Raw genomic sequence first — 23,741 nt, forward strand, 5'->3', positions numbered from 1 at the left:
GCTGATTAAGACAAAAAAGAAACCGAGCACGGTGGCTCGGTTTCATCGTTTGGGGGATCGACACCAATGTGGCGATTGGCAAACAGGTTTAGCGGGTGCGAATCACCAAATGATTGCTCTGCTTCACCTCTTCCATTACCACGTAAGTGCGTGTGTCATTCACACCGGGCAAACGCAGCAAGGTTTCACCCAATAACTTGCGATATGCCGACATATCAGCTACTCGTGTTTTAAGTAGGTAGTCAAAATCACCGGAGACAAGATGACATTCTTGGATGTCTTCTAGTGTTTGAACCGCTTTATTGAATTGCTCAAACACATCTGGTGCGCCACGGTTCAAGGTGATTTCGACAAACACCAGCAATGATGCGTCGAGAAACTGGGGATTGAGCAGCGCCGTATAACCAGTGATATAGCCTTGGCGCTCCAAGCGACGGACACGTTCGAGACAGGGGGTAGGAGAAAGACCGACTCGTTTAGATAACTCAACGTTTGAAACACGCCCATCCTTTTGGAGCTCATTCAGGATGTTGCGGTCAATGCGGTCCAATTCCTTGGAGGGCTTTTTTTTGGTATCTACCATTTTTTATTCCACCTTGTTACTTCCTTGCAAAAAGATATACCGAATTAAATAACATCTTTATAAATTTTAGCATCAAATGCTGATTTTTTCCCTTTATACTAGCCTGAAAATTGACAATATCAACAACTAGCCAGCCGATAACACTGAATAAACAAGAGGTGACAGCATGATCATTGGCGTTCCAAAAGAGATCAAAAACCATGAATACCGCGTTGGTATGGTTCCAGCAAGTGTCCGCGAACTTATTTCTCACGGCCACTCCGTTTACGTAGAGACCAACGCTGGTAACGGTATTGGCTTCTCTGACGACGACTACAAAGCCGCCGGCGCATCTATCCTTCCTACCGCGGCTGACGTGTTCGCCAAGGCCGAGATGATTGTTAAAGTCAAAGAGCCGCAAGCGGTTGAGCGTGCCATGCTCCGTGAAGGACAGATTTTATTCACCTATCTGCATCTTGCACCAGATTTTCCACAAACAGAAGACTTAATTAAGAGTAAAGCCGTCTGTATCGCCTATGAAACCGTAACAGATTCTAAAGGTCGATTGCCACTCCTTGCGCCTATGTCTGAGGTAGCGGGCCGTATGTCTATTCAAGCAGGTGCACAAGCACTGGAGAAATCACACGGCGGCTCAGGCATGCTACTAAGTGGTGTTCCAGGCGTTGAACCGGCCAAAATTGTGGTACTCGGCGGTGGTGTTGTCGGTTCAAACGCAGCGCGCATGGCCGTTGGCCTACGTGCTGATGTGACTATTTTAGACAAAAATGTCGACACACTGCGTCGTTTGGATGAAGAATTCCAAGGTCGCGCAAAAGTGGTCTACTCCACAGAAGAAACACTGGAGCAACACGTTCTCAATGCTGATCTGGTTATCGGTGCGGTACTGATCCCAGGTGCAGCCGCGCCAAAACTGGTTAACGAAGACCACATCAAGCACATGAAACCAGGTGCGGCGGTCGTCGATGTTGCCATTGACCAAGGTGGCTGTTTCGCGACGTCACACGCGACCACCCATGCGGATCCAACCTACATTGTTGATGATGTGGTTCACTACTGTGTCGCTAACATGCCAGGCGCGGTTGCTCGCACCTCTACCGTTGCTCTCAACAACGCGACCCTGCCTTATATCGTGAAGTTGGCCAACAAAGGCTATCGCGATGCCTTGGTAGAAGATCAACACCTGCGCAATGGTTTGAACGTTATTCATGGTCAAGTCACCATCAAAGAAGTGGCTGAAGGCTTTGAACTTCCTTATGTGGATGCCATGGACGCATTAAAAGCAGCACATTAATGCCCGCTTTGTACCCTACAATCAAAGGGCACCGTCACGGTGCCCTTTCTTTACCCGTCCAATTTACCTACAATCAGGCCATTCAAAACGAACCTCTATCCTGCCCGGAGACGTGAATGAGTAACATTAAGCATGCTAACCTATTGATCCTTGGTTCAGGCCCGGCTGGCTATACCGCCGCTGTTTATGCGGCGCGTGCCAACCTGAATCCAGTTATGATCACGGGTATGCAACAAGGTGGCCAGCTAACCACCACCACAGATGTAGAGAACTGGCCTGGCGATCCAGAAGGCCTCACGGGTCCAGCCTTGATGGACCGCATGAAAGACCATGCGGAGAAATTCGACACCGAGATTATTTTTGATCACGTCAACGACGTTGATCTGTCTCAGCGCCCATTTCGTTTAAAAGGCGACAGTGGTGAATACACCTGCGATGCCTTAATTATTTCGACAGGTGCATCCGCACAATATCTTGGTTTGCCATCAGAAGAAGCCTTTAAAGGCCGTGGGGTCTCCGCCTGTGCAACCTGCGATGGCTTTTTCTATCGCAACCAAAAAGTGGCTGTGATTGGCGGGGGTAATACCGCGGTCGAAGAAGCCTTGTATTTGTCTAACATCGCCTCTGAAGTCCATGTTGTACACCGCCGTGATAGCTTCCGTGCGGAAAAAATCCTTGTGGATCGCATGATGGACAAAGTTGAGAACGGTAACATCGTTTTACACACTGACCGTGTGCTGGACGAGGTACTCGGCGATGAAATGGGCGTCACTGCTGTGCGCTTAAAAGACACCCAAAGTGATGCGACAGAAACGCTGGATGTAATGGGCGTCTTCGTCGCTATCGGCCATAAGCCAAACACTGACATTTTTGCCGGTCAATTGGAGATGGAAAACGGATACATCAAAGTGGCTTCCGGCCTGAACGGTAACGCCACACAAACCAGCATTGAAGGCGTTTTTGCCGCTGGCGATGTGATGGATCATGTCTACCGCCAAGCGATCACGTCAGCCGGCACCGGCTGTATGGCAGCGCTCGATGCTGAGCGCTACCTTGACGGGTTAGCTGAGAAGTAACCCTCGCGCGATCCCACGCAGGCTGCCCCTGAGCAGCCTGCTCTGCCTCACTCGCAGGCCTTTCATAAAATAATAAGACGATATGGATAAATCTAAACAGCGGGCGCTAACGAAATGGCTCAAGTCGCAGAGCGTGTTAGCCAAACCCTGGTTAGTTGCGACGATTGGCATAGCCTTTACATCTGGACTGCTACTCATTGCTCAAGCAGCGCTCCTCGCCCATTTGCTTTATCAGCTCATTATCGAACAAGCCGATAAATACAGTTTGCTGCCCAGTTTCATTGGTCTGGGGGCCGTAGTATTACTGCGTGCGGCCTGTAGTTGGGCCAAAGAGCGAACGGGCTATCGCTGTGGCCAAACCATTCGCCACCATATTCGCCAGTTGATCTTGAATCGTCTTCATGAACTCGGCCCCGTGAGTATTCAAGGTCGTCCGGCGGGCAGTTGGGCTAGCTTGCTCCTCGAGCAAGTCGAAGAATTACAGGACTTCTTTGCCCGCTATTTACCGCAAATGGCGATTGCCGTATTGATCCCCGTGGTGATTCTCGTCACCGTGTTCCCCATCAATTGGGCCTCCGGCTTGATATTCTTGATTACCGCGCCGCTGGTGCCCTTTTTTATGGCCTTGGTGGGGATCAAAGCCGCCGACGCAAATCGCAAGAATTTCAAAGCACTGCAACGACTGTCAGGCTATTTTTATGACCGTTTGCGTGGCTTACCGACACTGCGACTGTTCAATCGCACTGATGCAGAAGCCGAACAACTGCATCTAGCGTCACACACCTTCCGCAAACGAACCATGGAAGTGCTACGACTGGCTTTCTTGTCGTCCGCCGTACTCGAGTTTTTTACGGCCATTTCCATTGCAGTCGTGGCCGTCTATTTCGGTTTCAGTTTCATTGGTGAACTTAACTTTGGCCACTATGGTGCCCCGATATCGCTATTTACCGGCCTATTTGTGCTGGTGCTCGCGCCTGAGTTTTACCAGCCATTACGTGATCTTGGCACGTTTTATCACGCCAAAGCCCAAGCGATTGGGGCTGCCGAATCCATCGTCGAGTTTCTCGATGCGCAACCCGATACCGGCACACAAGGCCAAGAGACACCCGATCTCGAGGCTGTGACCATCACCGCGCGCGATCTCGAAGTGCTCAGCCCTGATGGCCATGTCTTGGCTGGGCCGCTCAACTTTGACGTCAAAGCCGGTGAGCATATTGCACTTGTCGGCGTCAGTGGCGCAGGCAAGTCGAGCCTATTGAATGCACTGCTCGGCTTTTTACCCTATCGCGGCAGTCTGGTCATTAACGGTTGTGAGCGCCGAGCGCTCTCACTCACCCATTGGCGCCAAGCGATCAGTTGGGTAGGCCAAAATCCACAGCTATTCCATGGCTCTATTCGTGACAACATTGCGCTCGCCAACCCTGATGCCACGCCAGAGTCAATTAATCATGTAATGACACAAGCCTATGTCGATGAGTTTGTCATGCGCCTGACCGACGGACTGGCTCATCCCGTTGGCGACCGCAACGGCGGACTGTCAGTCGGCCAAGCACAGCGTATCGCGGTTGCACGTGCTTTATTGCAAGACGGTGCACTATGGGTATTGGATGAGCCGACGGCAAGCCTCGATGCCCACAGCGAACAACTGGTCAATTTGAGCTTACACACAGCGACCCAAGGAAAAACCTGTATTCAGGTGTCACACCGCCTCGATGCGCTCGACAACTGCGATCAGGTTTGGGTCATGGCTGATGGCGCCATCACTCAGCAAGGCAAATTCAAAGATATCGCCGCTCAAGGGCAGCTTGCTGACATGCTGGCCTCAGCAGACAGGAGAAATCTCGATGCGTGAACTACTCCCCTACTTACGCCTGTATAAGCGTCACTGGTTTGGTCTTAGCTTGGGCATGGTGTTGGCGTTTGCCACCTTGTTTGCCGCGATTGGCCTATTGACCTTATCGGGCTGGTTTATCGCTGCGGCGGCCGTGGCTGGACTCACTGGCATGGCCACCTTCAATTACATGTTGCCCGCTGCTGGCGTGCGTGGTTTTTCTATCGGCCGTACCTTTGGGCGCTGGGCAGAGCGCGTCGTCAGCCACAATGCCACGTTTAAATTGCTTGCCGACCTGCGGGTAGCGTTTTTCCGTAAGCTTGCGCCTTTGGTGCCGGATCAAACCCTGAATGTGCGTGATGGCGACCTGCTCAATCGCATGGTGGCCGATGTTGATGCGATGGATCACGTCTATCTGCGCTTGGTTAGCCCCATGGTTGTTGGCGCCCTCGGCGTCCTTGCTGTGAGTCTGTTTTTGGGTTGGTTCGACCCAACCTTAGGGCTAGCGTTGGGCGGCTGTTTATTGGCGTTACTGCTGGGGTTACCCGTTATTTTTTACCATCTTGGTAAGCAACATGGACGCCAGCAATTAGAACAAAATGCCGCTACCCGAATCGCCCTACTCGATTGGCTGCAAGGCCATGCCGAGCTCGCCCTTTTTGGCGCAGAATCCCGTTATCGTGCACGGGTTGATGACAGTGAAAAAGCCATGCTAGCCGCGCAAGCGAACATGGCAAACGTCACCGGCTGGGCGAATGCGGTGCTGATGGCGGCAACCGGTTTAACCTTAGTTTTGATGATTTGGTTAGCTGCCGATGGTGTGGGTGGTCGCTTGCCCGATCCGCTTATTGCAATGGTCGCGTTTACCACTATGGCAAGCTTTGAGTTGATGATGCCCATCACCGCGGCTTTCCAATATTTGGGGAAAACCCTGACCGCGGCTAAGCGGCTCAACCGGATTACAGAGCGTACACCCAGTGTCTATTTTCCGCCGCAAGGACATGCCGATGCGGTGCAAGGTGAGCTCAAGCTGGATAACGTCAGTTATCAATACCCAGAAACTGCAAACCCTGCATTAAACCACATTTCTTTGCACGTACATGCGGGGCAAAAAGTGGCGCTACTCGGTCGGACCGGATGTGGAAAATCAACCCTGCTTAGCTTGTTAACGCGCGCATGGGATCCAAGCAACGGCGAGATCCATCTTGATGGCAAGCCTTTACGTCAATGGTCAGAGCCGGCGTTACGCCAAGCGATTTCTGTCGTCACACAACGGGTAGACATGTTTAACGGCACCTTGCGCGATAACCTGATCTTGGCATGCCCGCAGGCCAGCGACGAGGCGCTGACGCAAGTGTTAACCCAAGTAGGCTTGCAAACCTTGCTAGCCGAGCCAGGACTCAATGCATGGATGGGAGATGGAGGCCGACAGCTTTCTGGTGGCGAGCGACGACGGATTGGTATTGCGCGTGCCCTTCTGCATGACGCGCCTATCGTTTTATTAGATGAGCCAACCGAAGGGTTAGATGTGCAAACGGAGGCGCAGATCCTATCCTTACTACAGCAACATTGTGCAAACAAAACCGTGGTGTTTATCACTCACCGCTTGGTCGGGCTTGAGCAAATGGACACCATTTGTCTCATGGATGCCGGTGAGATTGTCGAACAAGGCGATCATGCTGCACTCATGACGGCAAACGGACGCTATGCACAACTGCGACAACGCTTGTAACACATGGAGAGACTGCGGGTATGACCCTCTTTTTGCCGCCATTAGCGGCAGATGATTTTCGCTTTCCTCCGGTGAGCGATGCACTCGCTCATCCAGATGGCCTGTTAGCTATTGGTGGCGATCTCTCGGCTGCACGGCTCATGTCTGCCTATCGTAGCGGTATTTTCCCTTGGTTTGGTGAAGAAGACCCGTTGCTGTGGTGGTCGCCAAGTGAACGGGCCATCATTCGTCCCTCTGACTTTCACGTCAGCCGCAGCTTGCGCAAAGCGGCGCGCAAAAGCCAAGTGACCGTGACCATCAATCACGCCTTCGAGGCAGTGATTCATCAATGTGCCGCCATCAGGGGCCCTGAGCAAACTTGGATCACCGACCAGATGCGTGAGGCCTACCTCGCCCTTCACCAGCAGCACGATGCGCACAGTGTCGAAGTGTGGCAAGAGGATCAACTCGTAGGGGGATTGTATGGTGTCGCCGTAGGACAGTTTTTCTGCGGTGAATCCATGTTTTCGCTTATCGATAATGGCTCAAAATTCGCGCTTTGGCAGTTTTGTCGTCACTTTCAAGCTCAAGGTGGGCACTACATCGATTGCCAAATGATGACGCCCCACCTTGCCTCTCTCGGCGCCAAGGCATGGCCTCGGGATGAGTTTATTCACGCCCTATACGCGGCGCGAGACACGCGCTTAAAAACCGCATATATGCCGCACGTTATCGCGGACTTTCGTGAGAGGCAGTCATGAGCGTCGCGCTAAAAGTCGGCCTTACTCCAGCTTCTCGCTGCCAATATATATCGACAGAGAACGAACAGCTCGCGGTCGTGTTATCCCCCGACATGCACCACCCTGCGGGTTACCAGCAACTGATCAACGCCGGTTTTCGCCGCAGTGGTAACATGATGTATCGCCCGCATTGTCCTCACTGTAATGCGTGCCAATCCTTGCGCATTGATGTTGGCGCGTATCAACCAAGTAAAAGCCAAAAGCGCCATCGCAGCCAACTAAAACGACTGCGGGTAAAGGTTAGCGACCAGCTCGACCCAAACTGGTTTTCACTTTACGATCAATACATCACCGCGCGCCATGCTGATGGCAATATGTACCCAGCTAAAGCGGAGGACTTTATTGCCTTCACCCATAGCGACTGGCTTCACCCCTGCTTTATTCATTTGTATGAGCCTAATAACGGTGAAGATACCTTGGTTGCGATTGCCGTTACTGATGTGCTGAGTGACGGTTTAAGCGCCTTATACAGCTTTTTTGACCCGTTCCATCGTTTTTCATTAGGACGCGTCTGCATTCAAGCTCAACTTGAATATGCCAGCGCCGAGAAAAAATCGTGGCTTTATCTGGGCTATCAAATTGATGATTGTCCAGCCATGCGTTACAAAGCGGATTACTTCCCGCACCAACGCTTTATAAATCACCAATGGCGACCCTTTAGCTTGCCCATATCCACCGCTTAGTGGCTATTTTTTCTAGCAAGCTTGGCGTCAACAGGGTAAAATTCGCACCCGAACTTTACAGACTTTCAGAATAGAGGCATTATCTGTCGGTCAAAAAATTGGCTAAAACAGTAAGCCTAAGAGGATTCAATGGCAAAAGAAGACGTAATTGAAATGCAAGGTACCGTGCTAGACACGCTACCTAACACTATGTTCCGCGTTGAGCTAGAGAACGGTCACGTGGTGACTGCCCACATTTCAGGCAAGATGCGCAAAAACTATATCCGCATCCTGACCGGCGACAAAGTCACTGTTGAAATGACCCCTTACGATTTGTCGAAAGGTCGCATCGTTTTCCGTTCGCGTTAATCCTCATAACGCGATCAAAAAACCCGGCGCATGCGCCGGGTTTTGCTTATCAGACTTATCCTACGCTCTATGCAGGTTCCATCTGGTCGCTGAATTGGAAATCCAAGCGGTTGTTTTTAAGCACAACACGCACTGTCCCACCGTTCACTAGGCAGCCAAACAACAGCTCGTTTGCCAACGGCTTTTTCAGGTTGTCTTGAATCACCCGGCCCATTGGACGCGCGCCCATAGCTTTGTCATAGCCCTCTTCGGCAAGCCAGCGCTTCGCTTCGGAGGTCACTTCCAAAGAGACCCCTTTCGCATCCAGCTGAGCTTGTAACTCAACAATAAACTTATCAACCACTTGCAGAATGACCGTTTCATCAAGGTGATTAAACCAAATGATGTTATCTAAACGGTTACGGAATTCCGGTGAGAACACCTTTTTGATTTCCGACATCGCATCGTGACTGTGATCTTGTTGAATCAAGCCAATAGACTTACGGACCGTCTCTGCCACACCGGCGTTGGTTGTCATGACCAAAATAACGTTACGGAAATCCGCTTTACGGCCGTTGTTATCGGTCAACGTCCCGTTATCCATCACCTGTAGCAACAAGTTGAACACGTCCGGATGCGCTTTTTCGATTTCGTCCAGTAACACCACCGAGTGTGGATGCTTGATCACTGCATCAGTTAACAACCCACCTTGGTCGTAACCCACGTAACCTGGAGGCGCACCAATCAGTCGACTCACAGTGTGGCGCTCCATATATTCGGACATATCAAAGCGCTGTAACTCGATTCCCATGGCACGTGCCAGTTGCACCGTGACTTCGGTTTTACCCACACCAGTTGGCCCAGCGAATAAGAACGAACCCACAGGCTTGTTCTCCTCGCCTAGTCCGGCTCGGCTCAGCTTAATCGCTTCCGACAGCGCCGTAATCGCCTTGTCTTGACCGAACACCAGCATCTTCAGCTTATCTTCCAACGACTGAAGCACATCTTTGTCCGACGACGACACTGATTTTTCTGGGATACGCGCCATCTTGGCAATCATCGACTCGACGTCCGCAACATTCACGGTTTTCTTACGCTTGCTCGCTGGCGCCATCCGACAACGCGCCCCAGCCTCATCAATCACATCAATCGCTTTATCTGGCAAATGACGCTCATTGATGTATTTAGCTGACAGTTCAACCGCCGCACGGATCGCCTTGTTGGTATAGCGAACCTCATGGTGCGCTTCATATTTCGGCTTCAATCCCATCAAAATCTTCGTGGTGTCATCGATAGACGGTTCAATGACATCGATTTTCTGGAAGCGACGTGCCAAGGCACGCTCCTTCTCAAAGATGGAGCCATATTCTTGATAGGTTGTTGAGCCAATACAACGTAACTTCCCGCTGCTTAGCAATGGCTTAATCAAGTTTGCGGCATCAACTTGTCCACCACTCGCCGCCCCCGCACCGATAATGGTGTGGATTTCGTCGATAAAGAGTACGGCATGATCTTCTTTCTCAAGCTGCTTCAAGATGGACTTAAAGCGCTTCTCAAAATCGCCACGATATTTGGTACCCGCAAGAAGCGAGCCAATATCCAGCGAGTAAATCACGCAATCTTTGATGACATCAGGGACTTGCCCTTCTACGATTCTCCATGCGAGGCCTTCAGCGATAGCGGTTTTACCCACGCCGGCTTCGCCGACTAACAGCGGATTGTTCTTACGACGGCGGCATAGCACCTGAATGGTGCGTTCCAGTTCCTTGTCACGACCAATCAACGGATCAATGCCCCCGACCCGCGCGAGCTGATTCAGGTTGGTGGCAAAGTTTTCCAGTTTATCTTCACCGGGCTCGCCACTCGCCTCTTCAGCGCCCATGTCGCTACTCGGCAAATCGTCGTTGTCATCTTTCGTGGTGCCGTGAGAGATAAAATTCACCACATCCAAGCGACTCACGTCGTTCTTTTTCAAAAGGTAAGCCGCGTGAGACTCTTGCTCGCTAAATATCGCGACCAATACGTTCGCACCACTCACTTCGCTGCGCCCTGACGATTGCACATGGAACACCGCGCGTTGCAGTACGCGCTGGAAACTCAATGTCGGTTGCGTTTCGCGTGATTCATCATCAACAGGGATAAGAGGGGTCGTTTGCTCAATAAACGCATCGAGCTCTTTACGCAAGCCATCTAGGTCTGCGCGGCAAGCTGTCAAGGCTTCTTGAGCGGCGGCGTTGTCAATTAACGCGAGAAGCAGGTGCTCCACCGTCATGAATTCGTGGCGCTTTTCACGCGCACGTGCAAAGGCTCCGTTGAGACTCGCTTCAAGTTCTTTGTTCAGCATAAGGCACCTCCCTCAATAACCGCGCTAAAGCGTGCCGGAGAAATCATGCTTTCTCCATGGTGCACAGCAATGGATGACCATGCTCTTTGGCGTACATCATCACTTGTGCCACTTTTGTTTCCGCTACCTCTGCGGTGAATACACCGCAAACGGCTTTTCCTTCGTAGTGCACCGTCAGCATGACTTGCGTCGCTTTGTCCACGTCCATGGCAAAAAACGTCTGGAGCACTTCAATGACAAACTCCATCGGCGTGTAGTCATCGTTGTTCAGCACCACCTTGTACATAGATGGCGGTTGTAGCTTCGTCTTCTCTGACGCTGCGATGTCAGCATCAGGGAGCGCCCACTCGTTCCAATTACTCATAACCACTTACAATGCATTGTTTGGGTGTCTAGGCTGTCGTTGTGGCGGGGCGTTGCTGCCATCCACTGATCCCGTCCACCTATCTTTAAAGTTAAGCCACAGATTGTATTCCAGCAACCCTTTCAATGCGAACAAAGTGTGTCTGTACAATTGTTAGTCACTTACTAAATATCTAGGGGTAAAAGTGCTAAAACGTTCACTGTTCAACAAAAACATCTCAGCCCCCACCATAAAAAGTGTACAAAAATAAAGACATTCCACAGCTATAAAGTGGAAATAACTGTGTTGATGGGATTGAAAAAGGGATTTTCGCTAAATCTATCTCAGTATTTAGACGTAAGAAATTATTCATAAACCAATAAAATTTATTACACCCGATGATTGCGATTTCATTCACGCCACTAGGTTATCCCATCTTGTATAGTGAGATAAATAACTCTAGATACAACACATAAATAGCTGAATTTATAACAATTAAGCGACATTTCACCTATAACAGATAGTCACGTACCGAGCATCCACAGTGAGAGGTGAGTCGATAGATTCATGAAAATGACATTATTGTTTTTTATGCATTTATTGTCAGGCTCTCACACTTTTCCGGATTACTATGAAAATGTTGTTATAAGTTATTATCGATACTTGACTGCCTAAAAGTATCTACTACAGTGGGAATTGTGGTAGATAAACTAACCACTTTTTGATCGCACGCTCACCATCTTGAGCAAATGCTGTCTGATGCGTGCTAGCGCAGAGGTCATGAGTGGGCACTTAGTTTATTGCAAGGTATGCAAAAGTTTGATGCAAGAGGGATGTTTCGCATGGAAACTGGTACAGTAAAATGGTTTAACAATGCCAAGGGATTCGGCTTTATTTGTCCTGAAGAAGGAGAAGGCGACGTTTTTGCGCATTACTCAACAATCCAAATGGACGGATACAGGACGTTGAAAGCGGGTCAAACCGTCAGCTACGAGGTTCAAGAAGGACCGAAAGGCTACCATGCGAGCCAAATCGTCCCCGTTGAACAAGAAGCAGCGAAATAACAACGCGTTATTCGCGACGGTTACAAAGGAAAAAGCGAGCGCATTGCGTTCGCTTTTTTTCGTACTCGGCGCGCTCTACCTTATAGAGACACTCGCCCATCGCAGGCCATGCTCATAGTAAGCCAAGAGCTTCCTTATAGTGCAACCGGCAAACCGATACATAACGCTCGTTACCACCGATCACAACTTGATCGCCATCAGCGATCGCATTGCCATTCGCATCTTGGCGAATCACTCGATTGGCTTTACGACCACAATGACAAACCGTTTTTAGTTCTACTAACTTATCCGCCCAAGCGAGTAAGTATTGAGAGCCTTCAAATAGCTCTCCTCGAAAGTCTGTGCGTAATCCATAACACAACACAGGAATACGCAATTTATCGACCACATCAGTTAACTCAAGCACTTGCTGCTTGGTGAGAAACTGGCTCTCATCCAGTAACAAGCAGTCTACTTTTTCGTGTTCTTGAATGGCTGAAACATGTTCGAATAAATTGGTTTCATTGTGGTACAGGTGCGCCTCTGTCTCTAAACCAATTCGTGAGCTAATTTTTCCCTGACCATATCGGTCATCGATTGCCGCTGTATATAACAGGGGCTGCATGCCTCGCTCTTGATAATTAAAGGCTGATTGCAAAAGTGTTGTCGACTTACCGGCATTCATTGCGGAGTAATAAAAATAAAGCTGCGCCATTGTTATCTCGGGTTATTCGGTCATCAGGCTTAAAATCAATCCAGCATGCTACCGGATCTCATCAAAAAGGAAAGCCCCGACCAGCGGGGCTTTGCGCTCAATCCTATTATGAGGTAGTTACGAGCGAGATTAGGCCATGGCTTTGCACGGGCGCTTTTTCAGCCACAGTAGCGCAAAACAAAGCGCGACAAAGGCCAGTGTCGTGGCGGCAAATGCCAACCATAGTGATGCGGTAAAGCCAAGGACCAAAAAGCCAACCGCGGACACCAGAGCGCCACCAATCGCATAAGGTAACTGTGTCGAGACATGATCAATATGCCCACAGCGTGCCCCTGTAGATGACAAGATGGTGGTATCTGAGATCGGTGAGCAATGGTCACCAAACACCGCACCGGCTAATACCGCCGACAGCATAGGTAACATCAAGGAAATTTCCGTCGCCGCAGCCAGATCGCCCGCGATCGGTAGCATGATACCAAAGGTTCCCCATGAGGTGCCGGTCGCAAATGCCATCACTGCCGCGAGTGAAAAGAGCACAACAGGGAGTAGCTCAGATGGCATATTGCCCTGCACCAATGAAGACAGATATTTACCCGTTTGCAAATCGCCGATGATATGGCCAATAGACCATGCAAACAGCAGAATAAGAATGGCCCCAAACATGGATTTCGCCCCAACCCATAAGGTTTTGCTGATCGCAGGCGCTCCAATCCCTTGTTTGATTGTCATGGCTAAGGCAACGATAAGTCCAGCTGCGCCTCCCATCAGAAGGGACATGCCTACATCAGTATTCTCAAACGCGCCGAGTACTGAGAAGGATACATCGTCACCCGCTAACGCTTGTGCGCCGGTGTAGAGCATCGCACTGATGGTCGCCACAACGAGGACCACAATCGGTAACACCAGATCAGAAACCGTGCCGTGCTCGCTTTCTTCAATCCCAAGATCGTCACAAAGATCGGCACAATTGTCGCTTTCATCCCCTAAGCGACTGCCTTTTTTTGCTTGGTATTCAAATTGACGCATGGGGCCAATATCAAGCTGAAACCAAATCACTGCAAAAACCAGCAGAAGCGCAAAGATTGCATAGAAGTTCATCGGGATCATGGTGACAAAGGCGCCGAGCGGCGTGTAATCAGTCACCCCATGTGCGACTAAAATCGAGCCTATGACAGTAATGATATAAGCGCCCCAGCTCGAAGCGGGAGTGATAACACACATAGGTGCGGCAGTCGAATCGAGAATATACGCCAGCTTGGCTCGAGACACATGGAAGCGATCGGTCACAGGGCGCGAAACAGCCCCCACTGCCAAGCTATTAAAATAGTCATCTACGAAAATAAATACGCCCAAGAAAGCCGCCAGTAATTTTGCTCCTCGTTTGCTTTTAATTCGGCTCTGTGCCCAATTTGCAAACGCTCGTGTTCCTCCAGAGAGGGACAATAAAGCGGTGATCATCCCGAGTAGTACGAGGAAAGCAAGAATACTCATATTCCAGCTATTAATGCTGCCTTCAGCCACAAATAGGCCGGCAACCACATCAAAAAGGTATTGCGCCGATGTTCCTAGGGAAAAGTCAGCGAGTAGTAAGGTACCGAGTACAATCCCCATGCCTAGCGACAACAGCACGCGACGTGTTGCAATGGCAAGGCCCAAAGCCAGCAAGGGTGGAAGTAACGATAAAGCGGATGAAGAAAAGTCTGTTAAGTTCATGATCTCAATATCAACCAATTGGTTGGAGATCTACTGCAGAAACGAAGACTGGTAAGGCGTGGTAACACACAGCAAACAACTTGCCTCCTACAGTAGCGCTCCATAGTGTGTCCTAATTACTATGGCAGTGCTGCCCCTATTCGGTAACAGCCCCAGCACAGTCGGCATGATGGCCTTACTGGCTTCGGCGTTGGATCCTTTCATGTGCGGTCACTGGCATCACCCTCGTGCACATTACTTATAAACAACGCACCTCTACGTTAAGAGTGGAGCATTCTACACAAGATGTTCACTATCGCAACTGTTCACGCACAAAAAGCCACCACTTAAAACGTCACACTATCAAGTGTCGATGAAATCAGTCGCAACCACCCAAATTTTAGGCATATTTTAAAAAACACCCTTAAACATGGGTAACAAATATTGCGAACAGAAAATAAATAATGAAAAATAGGCTCTAATTATTTTATGTAATATTGCATATTTCACTTATACTGTTACCATCCGTTCAATTAACATATAAATCAAATAGGAACCCAATAATGTCTGATGCAATGAAAGCGTTACTTAACCTACGCAGCTTACGTGCTGTCGCGAAAGAAATGACCGCCGAGCAACTTAAAGAAGCGTTAGAAAAGCTACAAACCGTCGTTGAAGAACGTGAAGAGATTGAGCGTCAAGCGCAAGAAGAAGAAAAAGCACGCCTAGCGAAACTAGAAAAATACCGTGAGATGTTAATCGCCGATGGTATTGAACCTGATGAACTCATGAAATTATTAGGTGGTGCAAGCAAGTCTAAATCAACAGGCAAGCGCGCGGCACGCCCTGCTAAATATCAATACACTGATAGCGACGGCTCGGTAAAAACATGGACCGGTCAAGGTCGTATGCCGAAAGTGATCCGTGAAGCAACCGAAAATGGTAGCGCGAAATTAGAAGACTTCTTGATCCCTGGCCAACAAGCCTAAGTGTTGCACATGAAGATAAAAAAAAGAGGCCGGACGGCCTCTTTTTTTATCTGATTCGTAGAATCTCTATCATCACCCATTAACCAAACTTTATCCGGTCTGCCAAATGACTGACTGCTAACGCAAAGTAGTGCGAACGGTTCCATTTCAACAAGCTTTGATAGTTGTTATAAACCAAATAAGCTCGTCCAAGTTCATCATCAGGCTGAATCAACCAAGCTTGAATATCGACATTCGGCAACGCTTGGCCATTAAGACGCGTTACACCCAGTGTTTGCCATTGATTTAATGACAGCGCCTTATTACTTTCGACACCAAGTTTATTCCTATCTATATGCTTTGGTAATTTAACTTGGCGTCCCCATGTGTACGTATCGTCCCAGCCAGCTTGTTTTAGATAGTTCGCCGCAGAAGCAAAGACATCAGCTTCCGTTTGCCAAATATCTTTTTTACCATCTTGGTTCCCATCAACCGCATAATGAAGGAAAGACGTCGGCATAAACTGGCTTTGCCCCATTGCACCGGCCCATGAACCTTTCATGTTTTCAGGCGCAATATGCCCTTCTTGCAATATGGTCAGTGCTGCCATTGTTTGTTGGCGGAAAAAGGCTTCTCGACGCCCATCATAAGCCAATGTGGCCAGTGCTTCGATAACATTGTAGTTGCCTTGCAGTTTGCCAAAATTACTTTCCACGCCCCACAAGGCGACAATGAAACGAGGCTGAACCTGATATTCCTCACCGACTTTTTTTAGCGCCGCATAATGTTTTTTATACAGCGCTTTCGCCTGATCGACTTTCCAATCCGGTACGGCGCGGGGAATGTATTCATCCAAGGTTAAACGCCGCTCAGGTTGATTTCGATCGGCACTGACCGCCCGTTCATGATACTCAATGCCAGCAAACGCGCGTGCCAGTATATCGTCATCAATCCCTGCTTGACGCGCTTCCTCTTTCAATGATTCGACGTACTGATCAAACCCTTCTTTTGCAAATAGCGGCCCCGAGGTAAAAACTGAGGCTGCAACCAATGCTGAAATCAAACCTTTGCGCATACGCTTCCCTAATTACAATTTTTCATTCTTGTTTCGGATAGCCTGCAACGCCGCATCCGGTGGCGGTGGTAATTGTAGAAAGAACCCTTCGTTTTGCAGACTTTGTTTCACTTTCTCAACATCAACAACCGCAAGTTTTTCTCGCTTACCGAGATCAATCATCATGGCAAACTCTGGTTGTCCAAAACTGTTCATTAATGCTTCTGGCACATCATCGAATTTATCTCTCCCCGGTACATAAAGATAGGTGCCTTCTTTCTTTTTGCTACGATAAATTGCGCAATACATCTCAATGTCCTCATCAGCATGCCATAACGATGGCGAAATAGTGTCATCGACGAGTTAAGGTTTGTTAGGCTTTGCCGCAAAATGTGTCACACAATGCTCACTAAACGCGGCTCACATCGCGCACCATGACAAGAAATCGCCAAAATTAGGGGGCAATGTCCGCCGAATATCAAACCCTGCTTGCCGCATCGATGCTGTGAATATACCATGCTATCCAACGTCTGATAATGCGCGTCTGACTCGCGTTTCAACGATATAACCGGAATCAAACAACATGCACAAACACCCGGAGTTGAAAGGCTCAACTTTTACTTTGTCTGTTCTTCATCTTGTGGATGACAATTTTACTGAAGCGGCCGCCATTTTGGCTGATAAGGTTTCCCAAGCCCCCGCATTTTTTGAAGGCGCGCCTGTGGTAGCGGATGTCAGCCGTTTAAAGCTATGCCCAGATCTCACCGCTTTAAAGCACTGTTTAAGTGAAACTGGGATGATTTTAGTCGGCCTTACTGGCGTCACGCATAACGATACCCGCCAGCAAGCCAAATCGGTGGGGCTTGCGGTACTCAAATCGAGCAAGCAATCTCGTGTTGCCGATCCGATTCAAACCCCCACTAAAGTGGTCACGAATCCCGTGCGCTCGGGACAGCAAATCTATGCCAAAAATGCTGACTTGGTGGTATTGAATCATGTCAGTGCCGGGGCGGAAGTCATTGCTGATGGCAGTATTCATATTTACGGCGTGCTGCGCGGCAGAGCCATTGCCGGCGCCAGCGGCCAGCAGCAAGCGCGTATTTATTGCCAGAATTTACAATCAGAATTATTGTCAGTAGCCGGTAGCTACTGGCTAAGCGACAAAATTCCATCTGAGTTTATTGAGCGCCCCGTCATGGTCTCGCTCAATCAAGAAAGCTTACAAATAGACCCCCTCACGCTATAACAGAATAAGGACGAGGAATGGCACGAATTATTGTAATTACCTCCGGTAAAGGCGGTGTTGGTAAAACCACGTCGAGTGCAGCACTCGCGACGGGACTCGCCATGGCTGGCAAAAAAACCGCAGTGATTGATTTTGATATTGGTCTTCGTAATCTCGATTTAATTATGGGATGTGAGCGCCGCGTGGTGTATGACTTTGTCAACGTGATCAACGGCGAAGCCAACCTTAATCAAGCGCTGATCAAAGACAAACGGGTTGAAAATCTATTTATTCTTCCAGCCTCACAAACTCGTGATAAAGATGCACTCACCAAAGAGGGCGTCGAACGGGTGTTAAAAGAGATGGATGAGCTTGGGTTTGAATACATCATCTGCGATTCGCCTGCGGGTATCGAAGCTGGCGCCCTCATGGCCCTTTATTTTGCCGACGAAGCCATCGTTACGACCAACCCTGAAGTCTCTTCGGTGCGCGACTCTGATCGCATTCTGGGCATTCTCGATTCAAAATCTCGCCGCGCCGAAAACGGTGAGGAACCGGTTAAGCACCACTTGCTCTTAACCCGTTATAACCCAAGCCGCGTGACCAACGGCGAGATGCTCAGTGTGTCGGATGTTGAGGAAATCTTACGTATTCCACTGTTAGGGGTCATCCCAGAAAGCCAGTCAGTACTGCATGCCTCAAACAAAGGCGAGCCCGTGGTTCTCGATCAAGAATCGGATGCGGGACAAGCGTATGAAGATGCCATTGCAAGATTGCTTGGCGAAGAGCGCCCATTCCGCTTTATTGAGGAAGAGCGCAAAGGTTTTCTAAAACGCTTATTTGGAGGCTAATGTGGCATTGCTAGAGTTCTTTCGGCCAGCCAAGAAAAAATCCGCCAACATTGCAAAAGAGCGCCTGCAAATCATTGTTGCGGAGCGACGCAGTGCAGATAGCCCTGCCCCAACCTATTTGCCACAGCTCAAGCAGGATATCTTAGATGTGATCCGTAAATATGTGGATATCGGTCCCGAGCAAGTCTCCGTGAGCCTCGAGCAAGGGGACGACGATCTTTCCGTCTTAGAGTTAAATGTGACTTTGCCGGAAGAAGGGAAAGAGAGCTAAAGCGTGAGCCTCGTTCGCTGATTGTAGAAAAGCGGTGCTGAGCACCGCTTTTTTAATGCGTCACTGGCGCACTGGGAATCATCGCTATCAGGCGCTTGCCAATCAGAGTATACCGCCACCCTTGTGCGAGATCTGGGCGTTTATCCTCCGCTTTATGCTCTCGCCATACCCAACTGATCAACTGATTCAATTGCTTCTTTGAGCCAATAAACTCCGGTACAAAACCCAGCTCATCCGCACACTGTTGAACGCTTTCTTTGAGCGTCTTAATCACGGCTTTGTAACCCGGCTCATCGACTAAACGCGTGATGGGTTGTGGCCACTTCGCTTTAGGAAGCTTCTCAGCTTGCTTCGCCAGCGTGATCAAAGTTTGGGCATGATAGCGAATCTCAAATTTATCAAAATCATGCGCTTGCATTTGCTCAACGCTACGAATTCCAAATCGCGCCATTTTCCAAAGGTGAAGCTCTTTCACAATAAAATTAAGCGCGATATCGCGACGTCGTGCCTCTTTCGCGCGCCACTTTGCAAGCGATTGGAGTACCGCCAATTGATTCGGCTGCAGCTGCCACGCGTATTTAATATCAAGATATGCCAGCGAATCCTCTTTGGGTTGGCGCTTTTTGTCACATAAGCGGGTACATTCTTCTTGCAACGCCGCTTGCCACTGTGTTTTTGCCAAGGCTTTCTCAAGCGCTTGGTACAGAGGCATCAAATAATACACATCCGCCGCCGCATAATGCTTTTGCTTATCGGTTAGTGGGCGCGCGCACCAATCAGTGCGTGATTCGCCTTTATCAAGCGCCACTCCCACATAAGTATTCACCAAACTCGCAAATCCTTCTGATACACCGTGCCCTAAAAAAGCAGCCATCAGCTGGGTATCAACCATAGGGGTGGGTAAGGTACCAGCATAGTGTTGGAACACATCCAAGTCTTCACTACTGGCATGCAATACTTTGGTGACATTGGTGTCAGCCAGCAATGCCCACAATGGGGAAAGATCGTCGATTTCAATCGGATCGATGAGTACAAGTTGCTCACCATCATACAATTGCACCAACCCAAGTTGCGCGTAAAACGTACGGGTACGCACAAATTCGGTATCGACCATCACAGCAGGTTTCTGGCGCATGTTTGCGCATACGTCGACAAGTTGTTGATGTGATGTGATTAGTTGATAATTCACAAGTTAGCCTATAAAGAAAATGCCGGCAATGCCGGCATTTCGTGATTCGTTACGCTCCAGTTTACCCTTTTCGCGGGCAGCACGCATCAAGCAGAAGCTTTTTGCGGCGCCTTAGGGGCTTCATCGCGTAACTCTCGGCGCAAGATTTTACCTACATTGGTTTTCGGTAGCTCATCGCGGAATTCAACCACGCGAGGCACTTTATAACCGGTCAGGTGCTTACGGCAGTGCGCTATCAGATCATCACGGGTCAGCGACGGATCCTTTTTCACCACACAAATCTTAACGACTTCGCCTGAGTTTTCGTCTGGCTGACCAATCGCGGCCACTTCCAATACCTTATCATGCAGGGCGACCACATCTTCCACTTCATTGGGATAGACGTTAAAGCCTGATACAAGGATCATGTCTTTTTTACGATCGACGATGTGTAAGAAGCCATCGTCATCAAACTGCACCACATCACCGGTTGCCAACCAACCGTCTTCATCAATACTCTCACGCGTCGCCTCTGGTCGGTTCCAGTAACCTTTCATCACTTGTGGGCCACGCACCAACAATTCGCCCGGTTGGTTATCGGCAACATCTTCACGATTTTCATCCACAATACGGACTTCCGTAGATGGGACGGGCAAACCGATCGACCCGTTGTAATCACGTAAATCATAAGGATACGCCGCCACAAGCGGTGAGCACTCGGTTAAGCCATAGCCTTCTAGGAGGTGCTTACCGGTCAGTTTTTTCCAGCTTTCTGCGACAGCACGTTGTACCGCCATGCCGCCACCAACGGTAAGGCGTAAGTTGGAGAAATCTAACTCATGAAAATCTTCGTTGTGTAGCAAAGCGTTAAAGAGGGTATTCACCCCTGTAATCGCCGTAAATGGATATTTTTGTAGCTCTTTGATAAAGCCCGGAATATCACGCGGGTTGGTGATCAACAGGTTCTGTCCACCCATTTCAATAAACAGCAGGCAGTTTACGGTTAGCGCAAACACGTGATAAAGCGGTAGCGCGGTCACTACCAACTCTTCGCCCACGTTTAGTACCGGTTGATAGGTGCCTTTCGCTTGGTAGACGTTGGCCAACATGTTGCGGTGCGTCAAGATAGCGCCTTTCGCCAATCCAGTGGTACCACCCGTGTACTGGAGGAAAGCGACATCATCACCTTTTAAGAAAGGTTTTACATACTGCATACGGCGGCCACGGCGGAGCGCATTACGCATCGACGTTGCGTCCGGCAAATGGTATTTCGGTACCATTTTCTTGACGTACTTGACCACAAAGTTCACTAACGTGCCTTTCGCACGAGGGAGCTGGTCCCCTAAACTCGTAAGGATCACGTGCTTAACGGGTGTATTCTCCACCACCTTTTCCAAGGTGTGAGCAAAATTGCTGACAATCACAATCGCTTTCGCACCTGAGTCAGTCAACTGATGCTCCAACTCTCGCGGCGTATATAAAGGGTTGACGTTAACCGCCACACAGCCTGCTCGCAAAATACCGAACAACGCAATCGGATACTGCAGCAAATTCGGCATCATGATCGCCACACGATCGCCTTTTTGTAATTTCAGCTCGTTTTGCAGGTACGCCGCAAATGCGCGGCTACGCTCTTCGAGCTTACGGAAGGTCATGACCTGGCCCATGTTAATAAAGGCTGTTTGGTCAGCGAACTTTTGCACTGAGTGTTCAAACATCTCAATCAAAGAGCGATGGGCATCTGGATCTATTTCCGCCGGCACATCCGACGGGTAACGATTAAGCCAAACCTTTTCCACTGGCTTTCTCCTATGTTTTAGCTTGCAGGCTATACTGCCCGCTTCGATCGACGCGAGATTCTATTCAAACAGGTGTTTAACCCGTCCACCATAGCGTTAACATTATTTTTACACGAGCATTTTAAGTGCGCGTTTGAATTTTGGTCACAAAATCTGTTACCCACGATGCAGCCTGTTGCGGTTGTTGAAGGTGACAGTGATGCGTACCTGGCAGGTCCACCACCTGTAATTGGCGAAACCCATGCATCCGTTGCTGAGCATCCTGCGAACGCAATGCAGGATAGCCATCCGTTCCTCGAATGGCGAGAGCAGGACAGTGAATTGCCCGGATAATCGATTCACAATGCGCGGGCGACATCCGGTAAAGCGCATCCCCGCGCAAATGAGGATCGTGTCGCCAAGTGATACCTTGAGGAGTCTCCATCAATCCGCGAGCGACTAATGGCAAAAGCGGTTCAGCCGCCACTTTATTGATGGACGCGCGTAATTGTAGCGCCTGAAATGCAGAATCAAAGTAGCGTTGGCGCTTTTGACGCTGCTTTAAGCGTTGATCAAGACTTTTCGCCAATCTGTTGGTTATCTGTTGAGCAGGTTCAGCCATCGGGCCGAGCGCTTCTATCATTACCAGTGCAGCAATGCGGTCTGGAAAAGCAGCGGCATAGCAACTCGCCACCAGCCCACCGAGTGAGTGGCCAACCAAGATCAGTGGGCCGGAGAAGTGCTGTTGATAGAGCACTTGGTGTAAATCATCCAAGTAGTCGTAGAAGGGGTAGTAGTAGTCGCCCGGTTTATGTTCTGACAGACCGTGTCCGGGCCAATCAAACAATAATAATCCCCACTCGCTGGGTAAATAAGGCACCAGAGCATGAAAACTGGCTAGGTTATCTTGCCAGCCGTGAAGCATAACCAAAGTAGGCGCACCGCTTGCCGCCGGACGGGCAGCTCCCGCGACACGCGTTGAGGCCAGTGAGAGCGTGAGTGGTTCCAATCCGCTCGACAGGCCGATCATCGCTGGATTTGCCTGAAGTGCCTCATCAAGTTGCGCCGACAGTGGAGAATGCATCATTGGTTAGGGTAAAGTGATCACGCTTTGTACTCGCCCAGTCCCGACGCCTACCCGAACGCGCGAGCAATATAGCCCATAACAATAAGGGCGATCGTCATCGATAACCTTTTGCTCAATATTCCACAGCTGGTGCCCTTTGACTGACAATACAGGGTAGGCATACTCATAATCCCCGACTTTACCCATTTGCTGTTCAACAAATTCACCCAGCACCGTAATAGGACGCCCTTTCGCATAGTCTGCAGGATCGACAAAACCGCTAAAAACCGCTTTAAATCGACCCAGTGACGACGCACCAATATCGGGGCGCCCCGCACTGGAGGTGGGCAACGCGACGATTTCGACTACCGAGTCCGCTTCGCGGTTTTCAACACTGGCGATCATGCCGCCCATGCGCACTTCTTCACCCTGATTGGCTACGGTCATATTGGCTACGACCGGGTACTCGGTTACCGGCTGATCCATACGACCTTTTAAACTGTCAGGCAAGGTGCTGCAACCGGTTAACAGTAGCGCCCCGATCATCAGCAATCCGGTTGATATTAGCTTCATCACACGTACTCCTCTCTCGACGTCATACATAGATATCGACCCCGACGAGGTTAAGCAGTTCCTCTCGCCGCGCATGGTTAAGCACCGCTAAGTAAGATGACATTGCCTGACGACCGCGGCCATCAGGTAAATCATACTGAATATGTTGTTTAGCTTGCTCTGCCTCTGAGACAGAGACATATTGCACCTTTTGCCGCACTGCTTTGGCAACTTGGCTCGTTTGCGGGGTTTGTTTACGCGACGCTTTCTCCGAGGATGAAGGGCGCCGCGTTTGATTCGGCCGGTTAGGCGGTGAAGAAGGAATTCCGTTAATCGATACCATACTTGCTTCCTATGCGAGGCAAACCG

Annotated in this window: 24 protein-coding genes and 1 riboswitch; of the genes, 12 read left to right on the top strand and 12 right to left on the bottom strand. The window is 49.6% G+C overall.

Annotated features, from left to right (window positions below; translation table 11 throughout):
* Positions 1-88 precede the first annotated feature (88 nt).
* Positions 89-583, bottom strand: coding sequence for a leucine-responsive transcriptional regulator Lrp (gene lrp / locus BZJ18_RS02335; protein WP_069588819.1), 495 nt, complete (start codon positions 581-583; stop codon positions 89-91).
* Between the two features lie 166 nt (positions 584-749).
* Here lrp and ald point away from each other — a divergent pair, with 166 nt between their 5' ends.
* From ald to infA, 7 genes are all read left to right on the top strand, one after another.
* Positions 750-1,874: an alanine dehydrogenase gene (ald, locus tag BZJ18_RS02340; RefSeq protein ID WP_077455186.1), complete on the top strand. Its 1,125-nt coding sequence runs from the start codon at positions 750-752 to the stop codon at positions 1,872-1,874.
* A 116-nt stretch (positions 1,875-1,990) separates the two neighbouring features.
* Positions 1,991-2,950 (top strand): thioredoxin-disulfide reductase, encoded by a 960-nt coding sequence (trxB, locus tag BZJ18_RS02345; RefSeq protein WP_069588816.1) that lies wholly within the window; start codon positions 1,991-1,993, stop codon positions 2,948-2,950.
* An 82-nt stretch (positions 2,951-3,032) separates the two neighbouring features.
* A complete protein-coding gene (gene cydD, locus BZJ18_RS02350) occupies positions 3,033-4,802 on the top strand; it encodes a heme ABC transporter permease/ATP-binding protein CydD (protein ID WP_077455187.1) in 1,770 nt (589 codons plus the stop codon).
* Complete coding sequence (gene cydC / locus BZJ18_RS02355; protein ID WP_077455188.1) at positions 4,795-6,513, top strand: heme ABC transporter ATP-binding protein/permease CydC; 1,719 nt, start codon at positions 4,795-4,797, stop codon at positions 6,511-6,513. Before cydD ends, cydC begins: the two co-directional genes overlap by 8 nt.
* A gap of 20 nt (positions 6,514-6,533) precedes the next feature.
* Complete coding sequence (gene aat, locus BZJ18_RS02360; protein ID WP_077455189.1) at positions 6,534-7,253, top strand: leucyl/phenylalanyl-tRNA--protein transferase; 720 nt, start codon at positions 6,534-6,536, stop codon at positions 7,251-7,253.
* Positions 7,250-7,975 (top strand): arginyltransferase, encoded by a 726-nt coding sequence (locus tag BZJ18_RS02365; RefSeq protein WP_077455190.1) that lies wholly within the window; start codon positions 7,250-7,252, stop codon positions 7,973-7,975. Before aat ends, BZJ18_RS02365 begins: the two co-directional genes overlap by 4 nt.
* A gap of 129 nt (positions 7,976-8,104) precedes the next feature.
* Positions 8,105-8,323, top strand: coding sequence for a translation initiation factor IF-1 (infA, locus tag BZJ18_RS02370; RefSeq protein ID WP_069588804.1), 219 nt, complete (start codon positions 8,105-8,107; stop codon positions 8,321-8,323).
* 67 nt (positions 8,324-8,390) lie between these two features.
* Here the strand turns inward: infA and clpA are convergent, their stop codons facing one another.
* On the bottom strand, positions 8,391-10,646 hold the full coding sequence (gene clpA, locus BZJ18_RS02375) for an ATP-dependent Clp protease ATP-binding subunit ClpA (protein ID WP_077455191.1): 2,256 nt from the start codon (positions 10,644-10,646) through the stop codon (positions 8,391-8,393).
* Positions 10,647-10,689: 43 nt separating this feature from the next.
* Entirely contained in the window at positions 10,690-11,010 is a 321-nt protein-coding gene (gene clpS, locus BZJ18_RS02380) for an ATP-dependent Clp protease adapter ClpS (protein ID WP_069588801.1), read from the bottom strand.
* 821 nt (positions 11,011-11,831) lie between these two features.
* On the opposite strand from clpS, the gene cspD reads away from it, so the two are divergent.
* Positions 11,832-12,053 carry a cold shock domain-containing protein CspD gene (cspD, locus tag BZJ18_RS02385; protein ID WP_069588926.1) on the top strand — a complete coding sequence of 74 codons (222 nt, stop codon included), beginning with the start codon at positions 11,832-11,834 and terminating at the stop codon, positions 12,051-12,053.
* 112 nt (positions 12,054-12,165) lie between these two features.
* Here cspD and BZJ18_RS02390 read toward each other — a convergent pair whose 3' ends face one another.
* Entirely contained in the window at positions 12,166-12,747 is a 582-nt protein-coding gene (locus BZJ18_RS02390; protein ID WP_069588799.1) for a thymidine kinase, read from the bottom strand.
* 129 nt (positions 12,748-12,876) lie between these two features.
* Positions 12,877-14,460 (bottom strand): Na+/H+ antiporter NhaC family protein, encoded by a 1,584-nt coding sequence (locus tag BZJ18_RS02395; protein WP_077455192.1) that lies wholly within the window; start codon positions 14,458-14,460, stop codon positions 12,877-12,879.
* 85 nt (positions 14,461-14,545) lie between these two features.
* Positions 14,546-14,726, bottom strand: a riboswitch (Lysine riboswitch).
* A gap of 276 nt (positions 14,727-15,002) precedes the next feature.
* Between BZJ18_RS02395 and BZJ18_RS02400 the strand changes: the two genes are divergently transcribed.
* Positions 15,003-15,428 (top strand): H-NS family histone-like protein, encoded by a 426-nt coding sequence (locus BZJ18_RS02400; RefSeq protein WP_069588796.1) that lies wholly within the window; start codon positions 15,003-15,005, stop codon positions 15,426-15,428.
* A 79-nt stretch (positions 15,429-15,507) separates the two neighbouring features.
* On the opposite strand, the gene BZJ18_RS02405 is transcribed toward BZJ18_RS02400, so the two are convergent.
* Complete coding sequence (locus tag BZJ18_RS02405; RefSeq protein WP_077455193.1) at positions 15,508-16,482, bottom strand: lytic murein transglycosylase; 975 nt, start codon at positions 16,480-16,482, stop codon at positions 15,508-15,510.
* A 12-nt stretch (positions 16,483-16,494) separates the two neighbouring features.
* Complete coding sequence (locus BZJ18_RS02410; protein ID WP_077455194.1) at positions 16,495-16,770, bottom strand: YcgL domain-containing protein; 276 nt, start codon at positions 16,768-16,770, stop codon at positions 16,495-16,497.
* Positions 16,771-17,044: 274 nt separating this feature from the next.
* Between BZJ18_RS02410 and minC the strand changes: the two genes are divergently transcribed.
* From minC to minE, 3 genes are read left to right on the top strand one after another with little or no spacing between them, the layout of a single operon-like run.
* Entirely contained in the window at positions 17,045-17,707 is a 663-nt protein-coding gene (gene minC, locus BZJ18_RS02415; RefSeq protein ID WP_069588789.1) for a septum site-determining protein MinC, read from the top strand.
* A gap of 17 nt (positions 17,708-17,724) precedes the next feature.
* On the top strand, positions 17,725-18,537 hold the full coding sequence (gene minD, locus BZJ18_RS02420; RefSeq protein WP_077455195.1) for a septum site-determining protein MinD: 813 nt from the start codon (positions 17,725-17,727) through the stop codon (positions 18,535-18,537).
* Position 18,538: 1 nt separating this feature from the next.
* Positions 18,539-18,808, top strand: coding sequence for a cell division topological specificity factor MinE (gene minE / locus BZJ18_RS02425; RefSeq protein WP_069588784.1), 270 nt, complete (start codon positions 18,539-18,541; stop codon positions 18,806-18,808).
* A gap of 52 nt (positions 18,809-18,860) precedes the next feature.
* Here the strand turns inward: minE and rnd are convergent, their stop codons facing one another.
* From rnd to BZJ18_RS17190, 5 genes are all read right to left on the bottom strand, one after another.
* The gene (rnd, locus tag BZJ18_RS02430; RefSeq protein WP_077455196.1) at positions 18,861-19,997 is read right to left on the bottom strand and encodes a ribonuclease D; all 1,137 of its coding nucleotides are present in this window, start codon (positions 19,995-19,997) and stop codon (positions 18,861-18,863) included.
* 86 nt (positions 19,998-20,083) lie between these two features.
* A complete protein-coding gene (fadD, locus tag BZJ18_RS02435; protein WP_077455197.1) occupies positions 20,084-21,775 on the bottom strand; it encodes a long-chain-fatty-acid--CoA ligase FadD in 1,692 nt (563 codons plus the stop codon).
* 121 nt (positions 21,776-21,896) lie between these two features.
* Positions 21,897-22,841 (bottom strand): alpha/beta fold hydrolase, encoded by a 945-nt coding sequence (locus BZJ18_RS02440; RefSeq protein WP_241824900.1) that lies wholly within the window; start codon positions 22,839-22,841, stop codon positions 21,897-21,899.
* A 3-nt stretch (positions 22,842-22,844) separates the two neighbouring features.
* Positions 22,845-23,393 (bottom strand): Slp family lipoprotein, encoded by a 549-nt coding sequence (locus BZJ18_RS02445; protein WP_241824903.1) that lies wholly within the window; start codon positions 23,391-23,393, stop codon positions 22,845-22,847.
* 22 nt (positions 23,394-23,415) lie between these two features.
* Positions 23,416-23,715 carry a hypothetical protein gene (locus BZJ18_RS17190; RefSeq protein WP_131825256.1) on the bottom strand — a complete coding sequence of 100 codons (300 nt, stop codon included), beginning with the start codon at positions 23,713-23,715 and terminating at the stop codon, positions 23,416-23,418.
* Positions 23,716-23,741: the final 26 nt, after the last annotated feature.

This window comes from Salinivibrio sp. IB872, assembly GCF_001995345.1.
Lineage (GTDB): Bacteria > Pseudomonadota > Gammaproteobacteria > Enterobacterales > Vibrionaceae > Salinivibrio > Salinivibrio proteolyticus.

What these genes read in the sequence shown, in the direction of transcription:
- cydD (WP_077455187.1), top strand. Translation starts at nt 3,033, where the DNA reads ATGGATAAATCTAAACAGCGGGCGCTAACGAAATGGCTCAAGTCGCAG.
- minD (WP_077455195.1), top strand. Translation starts at nt 17,725, where the DNA reads ATGGCACGAATTATTGTAATTACCTCCGGTAAAGGCGGTGTTGGTAAA.
- BZJ18_RS02395 (WP_077455192.1), bottom strand. Translation starts at nt 14,460, where the DNA reads ATGAACTTAACAGACTTTTCTTCATCCGCTTTATCGTTACTTCCACCC.
- BZJ18_RS17190 (WP_131825256.1), bottom strand. Translation starts at nt 23,715, where the DNA reads ATGGTATCGATTAACGGAATTCCTTCTTCACCGCCTAACCGGCCGAAT.
- infA (WP_069588804.1), top strand. Translation starts at nt 8,105, where the DNA reads ATGGCAAAAGAAGACGTAATTGAAATGCAAGGTACCGTGCTAGACACG.
- BZJ18_RS02365 (WP_077455190.1), top strand. Translation starts at nt 7,250, where the DNA reads ATGAGCGTCGCGCTAAAAGTCGGCCTTACTCCAGCTTCTCGCTGCCAA.
- BZJ18_RS02445 (WP_241824903.1), bottom strand. Translation starts at nt 23,393, where the DNA reads ATGAAGCTAATATCAACCGGATTGCTGATGATCGGGGCGCTACTGTTA.
- lrp (WP_069588819.1), bottom strand. Translation starts at nt 583, where the DNA reads ATGGTAGATACCAAAAAAAAGCCCTCCAAGGAATTGGACCGCATTGAC.
- minC (WP_069588789.1), top strand. Translation starts at nt 17,045, where the DNA reads ATGCACAAACACCCGGAGTTGAAAGGCTCAACTTTTACTTTGTCTGTT.
- BZJ18_RS02400 (WP_069588796.1), top strand. Translation starts at nt 15,003, where the DNA reads ATGTCTGATGCAATGAAAGCGTTACTTAACCTACGCAGCTTACGTGCT.
- clpS (WP_069588801.1), bottom strand. Translation starts at nt 11,010, where the DNA reads ATGAGTAATTGGAACGAGTGGGCGCTCCCTGATGCTGACATCGCAGCG.
- BZJ18_RS02440 (WP_241824900.1), bottom strand. Translation starts at nt 22,841, where the DNA reads ATGATGCATTCTCCACTGTCGGCGCAACTTGATGAGGCACTTCAGGCA.
- cspD (WP_069588926.1), top strand. Translation starts at nt 11,832, where the DNA reads ATGGAAACTGGTACAGTAAAATGGTTTAACAATGCCAAGGGATTCGGC.
- BZJ18_RS02405 (WP_077455193.1), bottom strand. Translation starts at nt 16,482, where the DNA reads ATGCGCAAAGGTTTGATTTCAGCATTGGTTGCAGCCTCAGTTTTTACC.
- aat (WP_077455189.1), top strand. Translation starts at nt 6,534, where the DNA reads ATGACCCTCTTTTTGCCGCCATTAGCGGCAGATGATTTTCGCTTTCCT.
- trxB (WP_069588816.1), top strand. Translation starts at nt 1,991, where the DNA reads ATGAGTAACATTAAGCATGCTAACCTATTGATCCTTGGTTCAGGCCCG.
- ald (WP_077455186.1), top strand. Translation starts at nt 750, where the DNA reads ATGATCATTGGCGTTCCAAAAGAGATCAAAAACCATGAATACCGCGTT.
- BZJ18_RS02390 (WP_069588799.1), bottom strand. Translation starts at nt 12,747, where the DNA reads ATGGCGCAGCTTTATTTTTATTACTCCGCAATGAATGCCGGTAAGTCG.
- clpA (WP_077455191.1), bottom strand. Translation starts at nt 10,646, where the DNA reads ATGCTGAACAAAGAACTTGAAGCGAGTCTCAACGGAGCCTTTGCACGT.
- BZJ18_RS02410 (WP_077455194.1), bottom strand. Translation starts at nt 16,770, where the DNA reads ATGTATTGCGCAATTTATCGTAGCAAAAAGAAAGAAGGCACCTATCTT.
- cydC (WP_077455188.1), top strand. Translation starts at nt 4,795, where the DNA reads ATGCGTGAACTACTCCCCTACTTACGCCTGTATAAGCGTCACTGGTTT.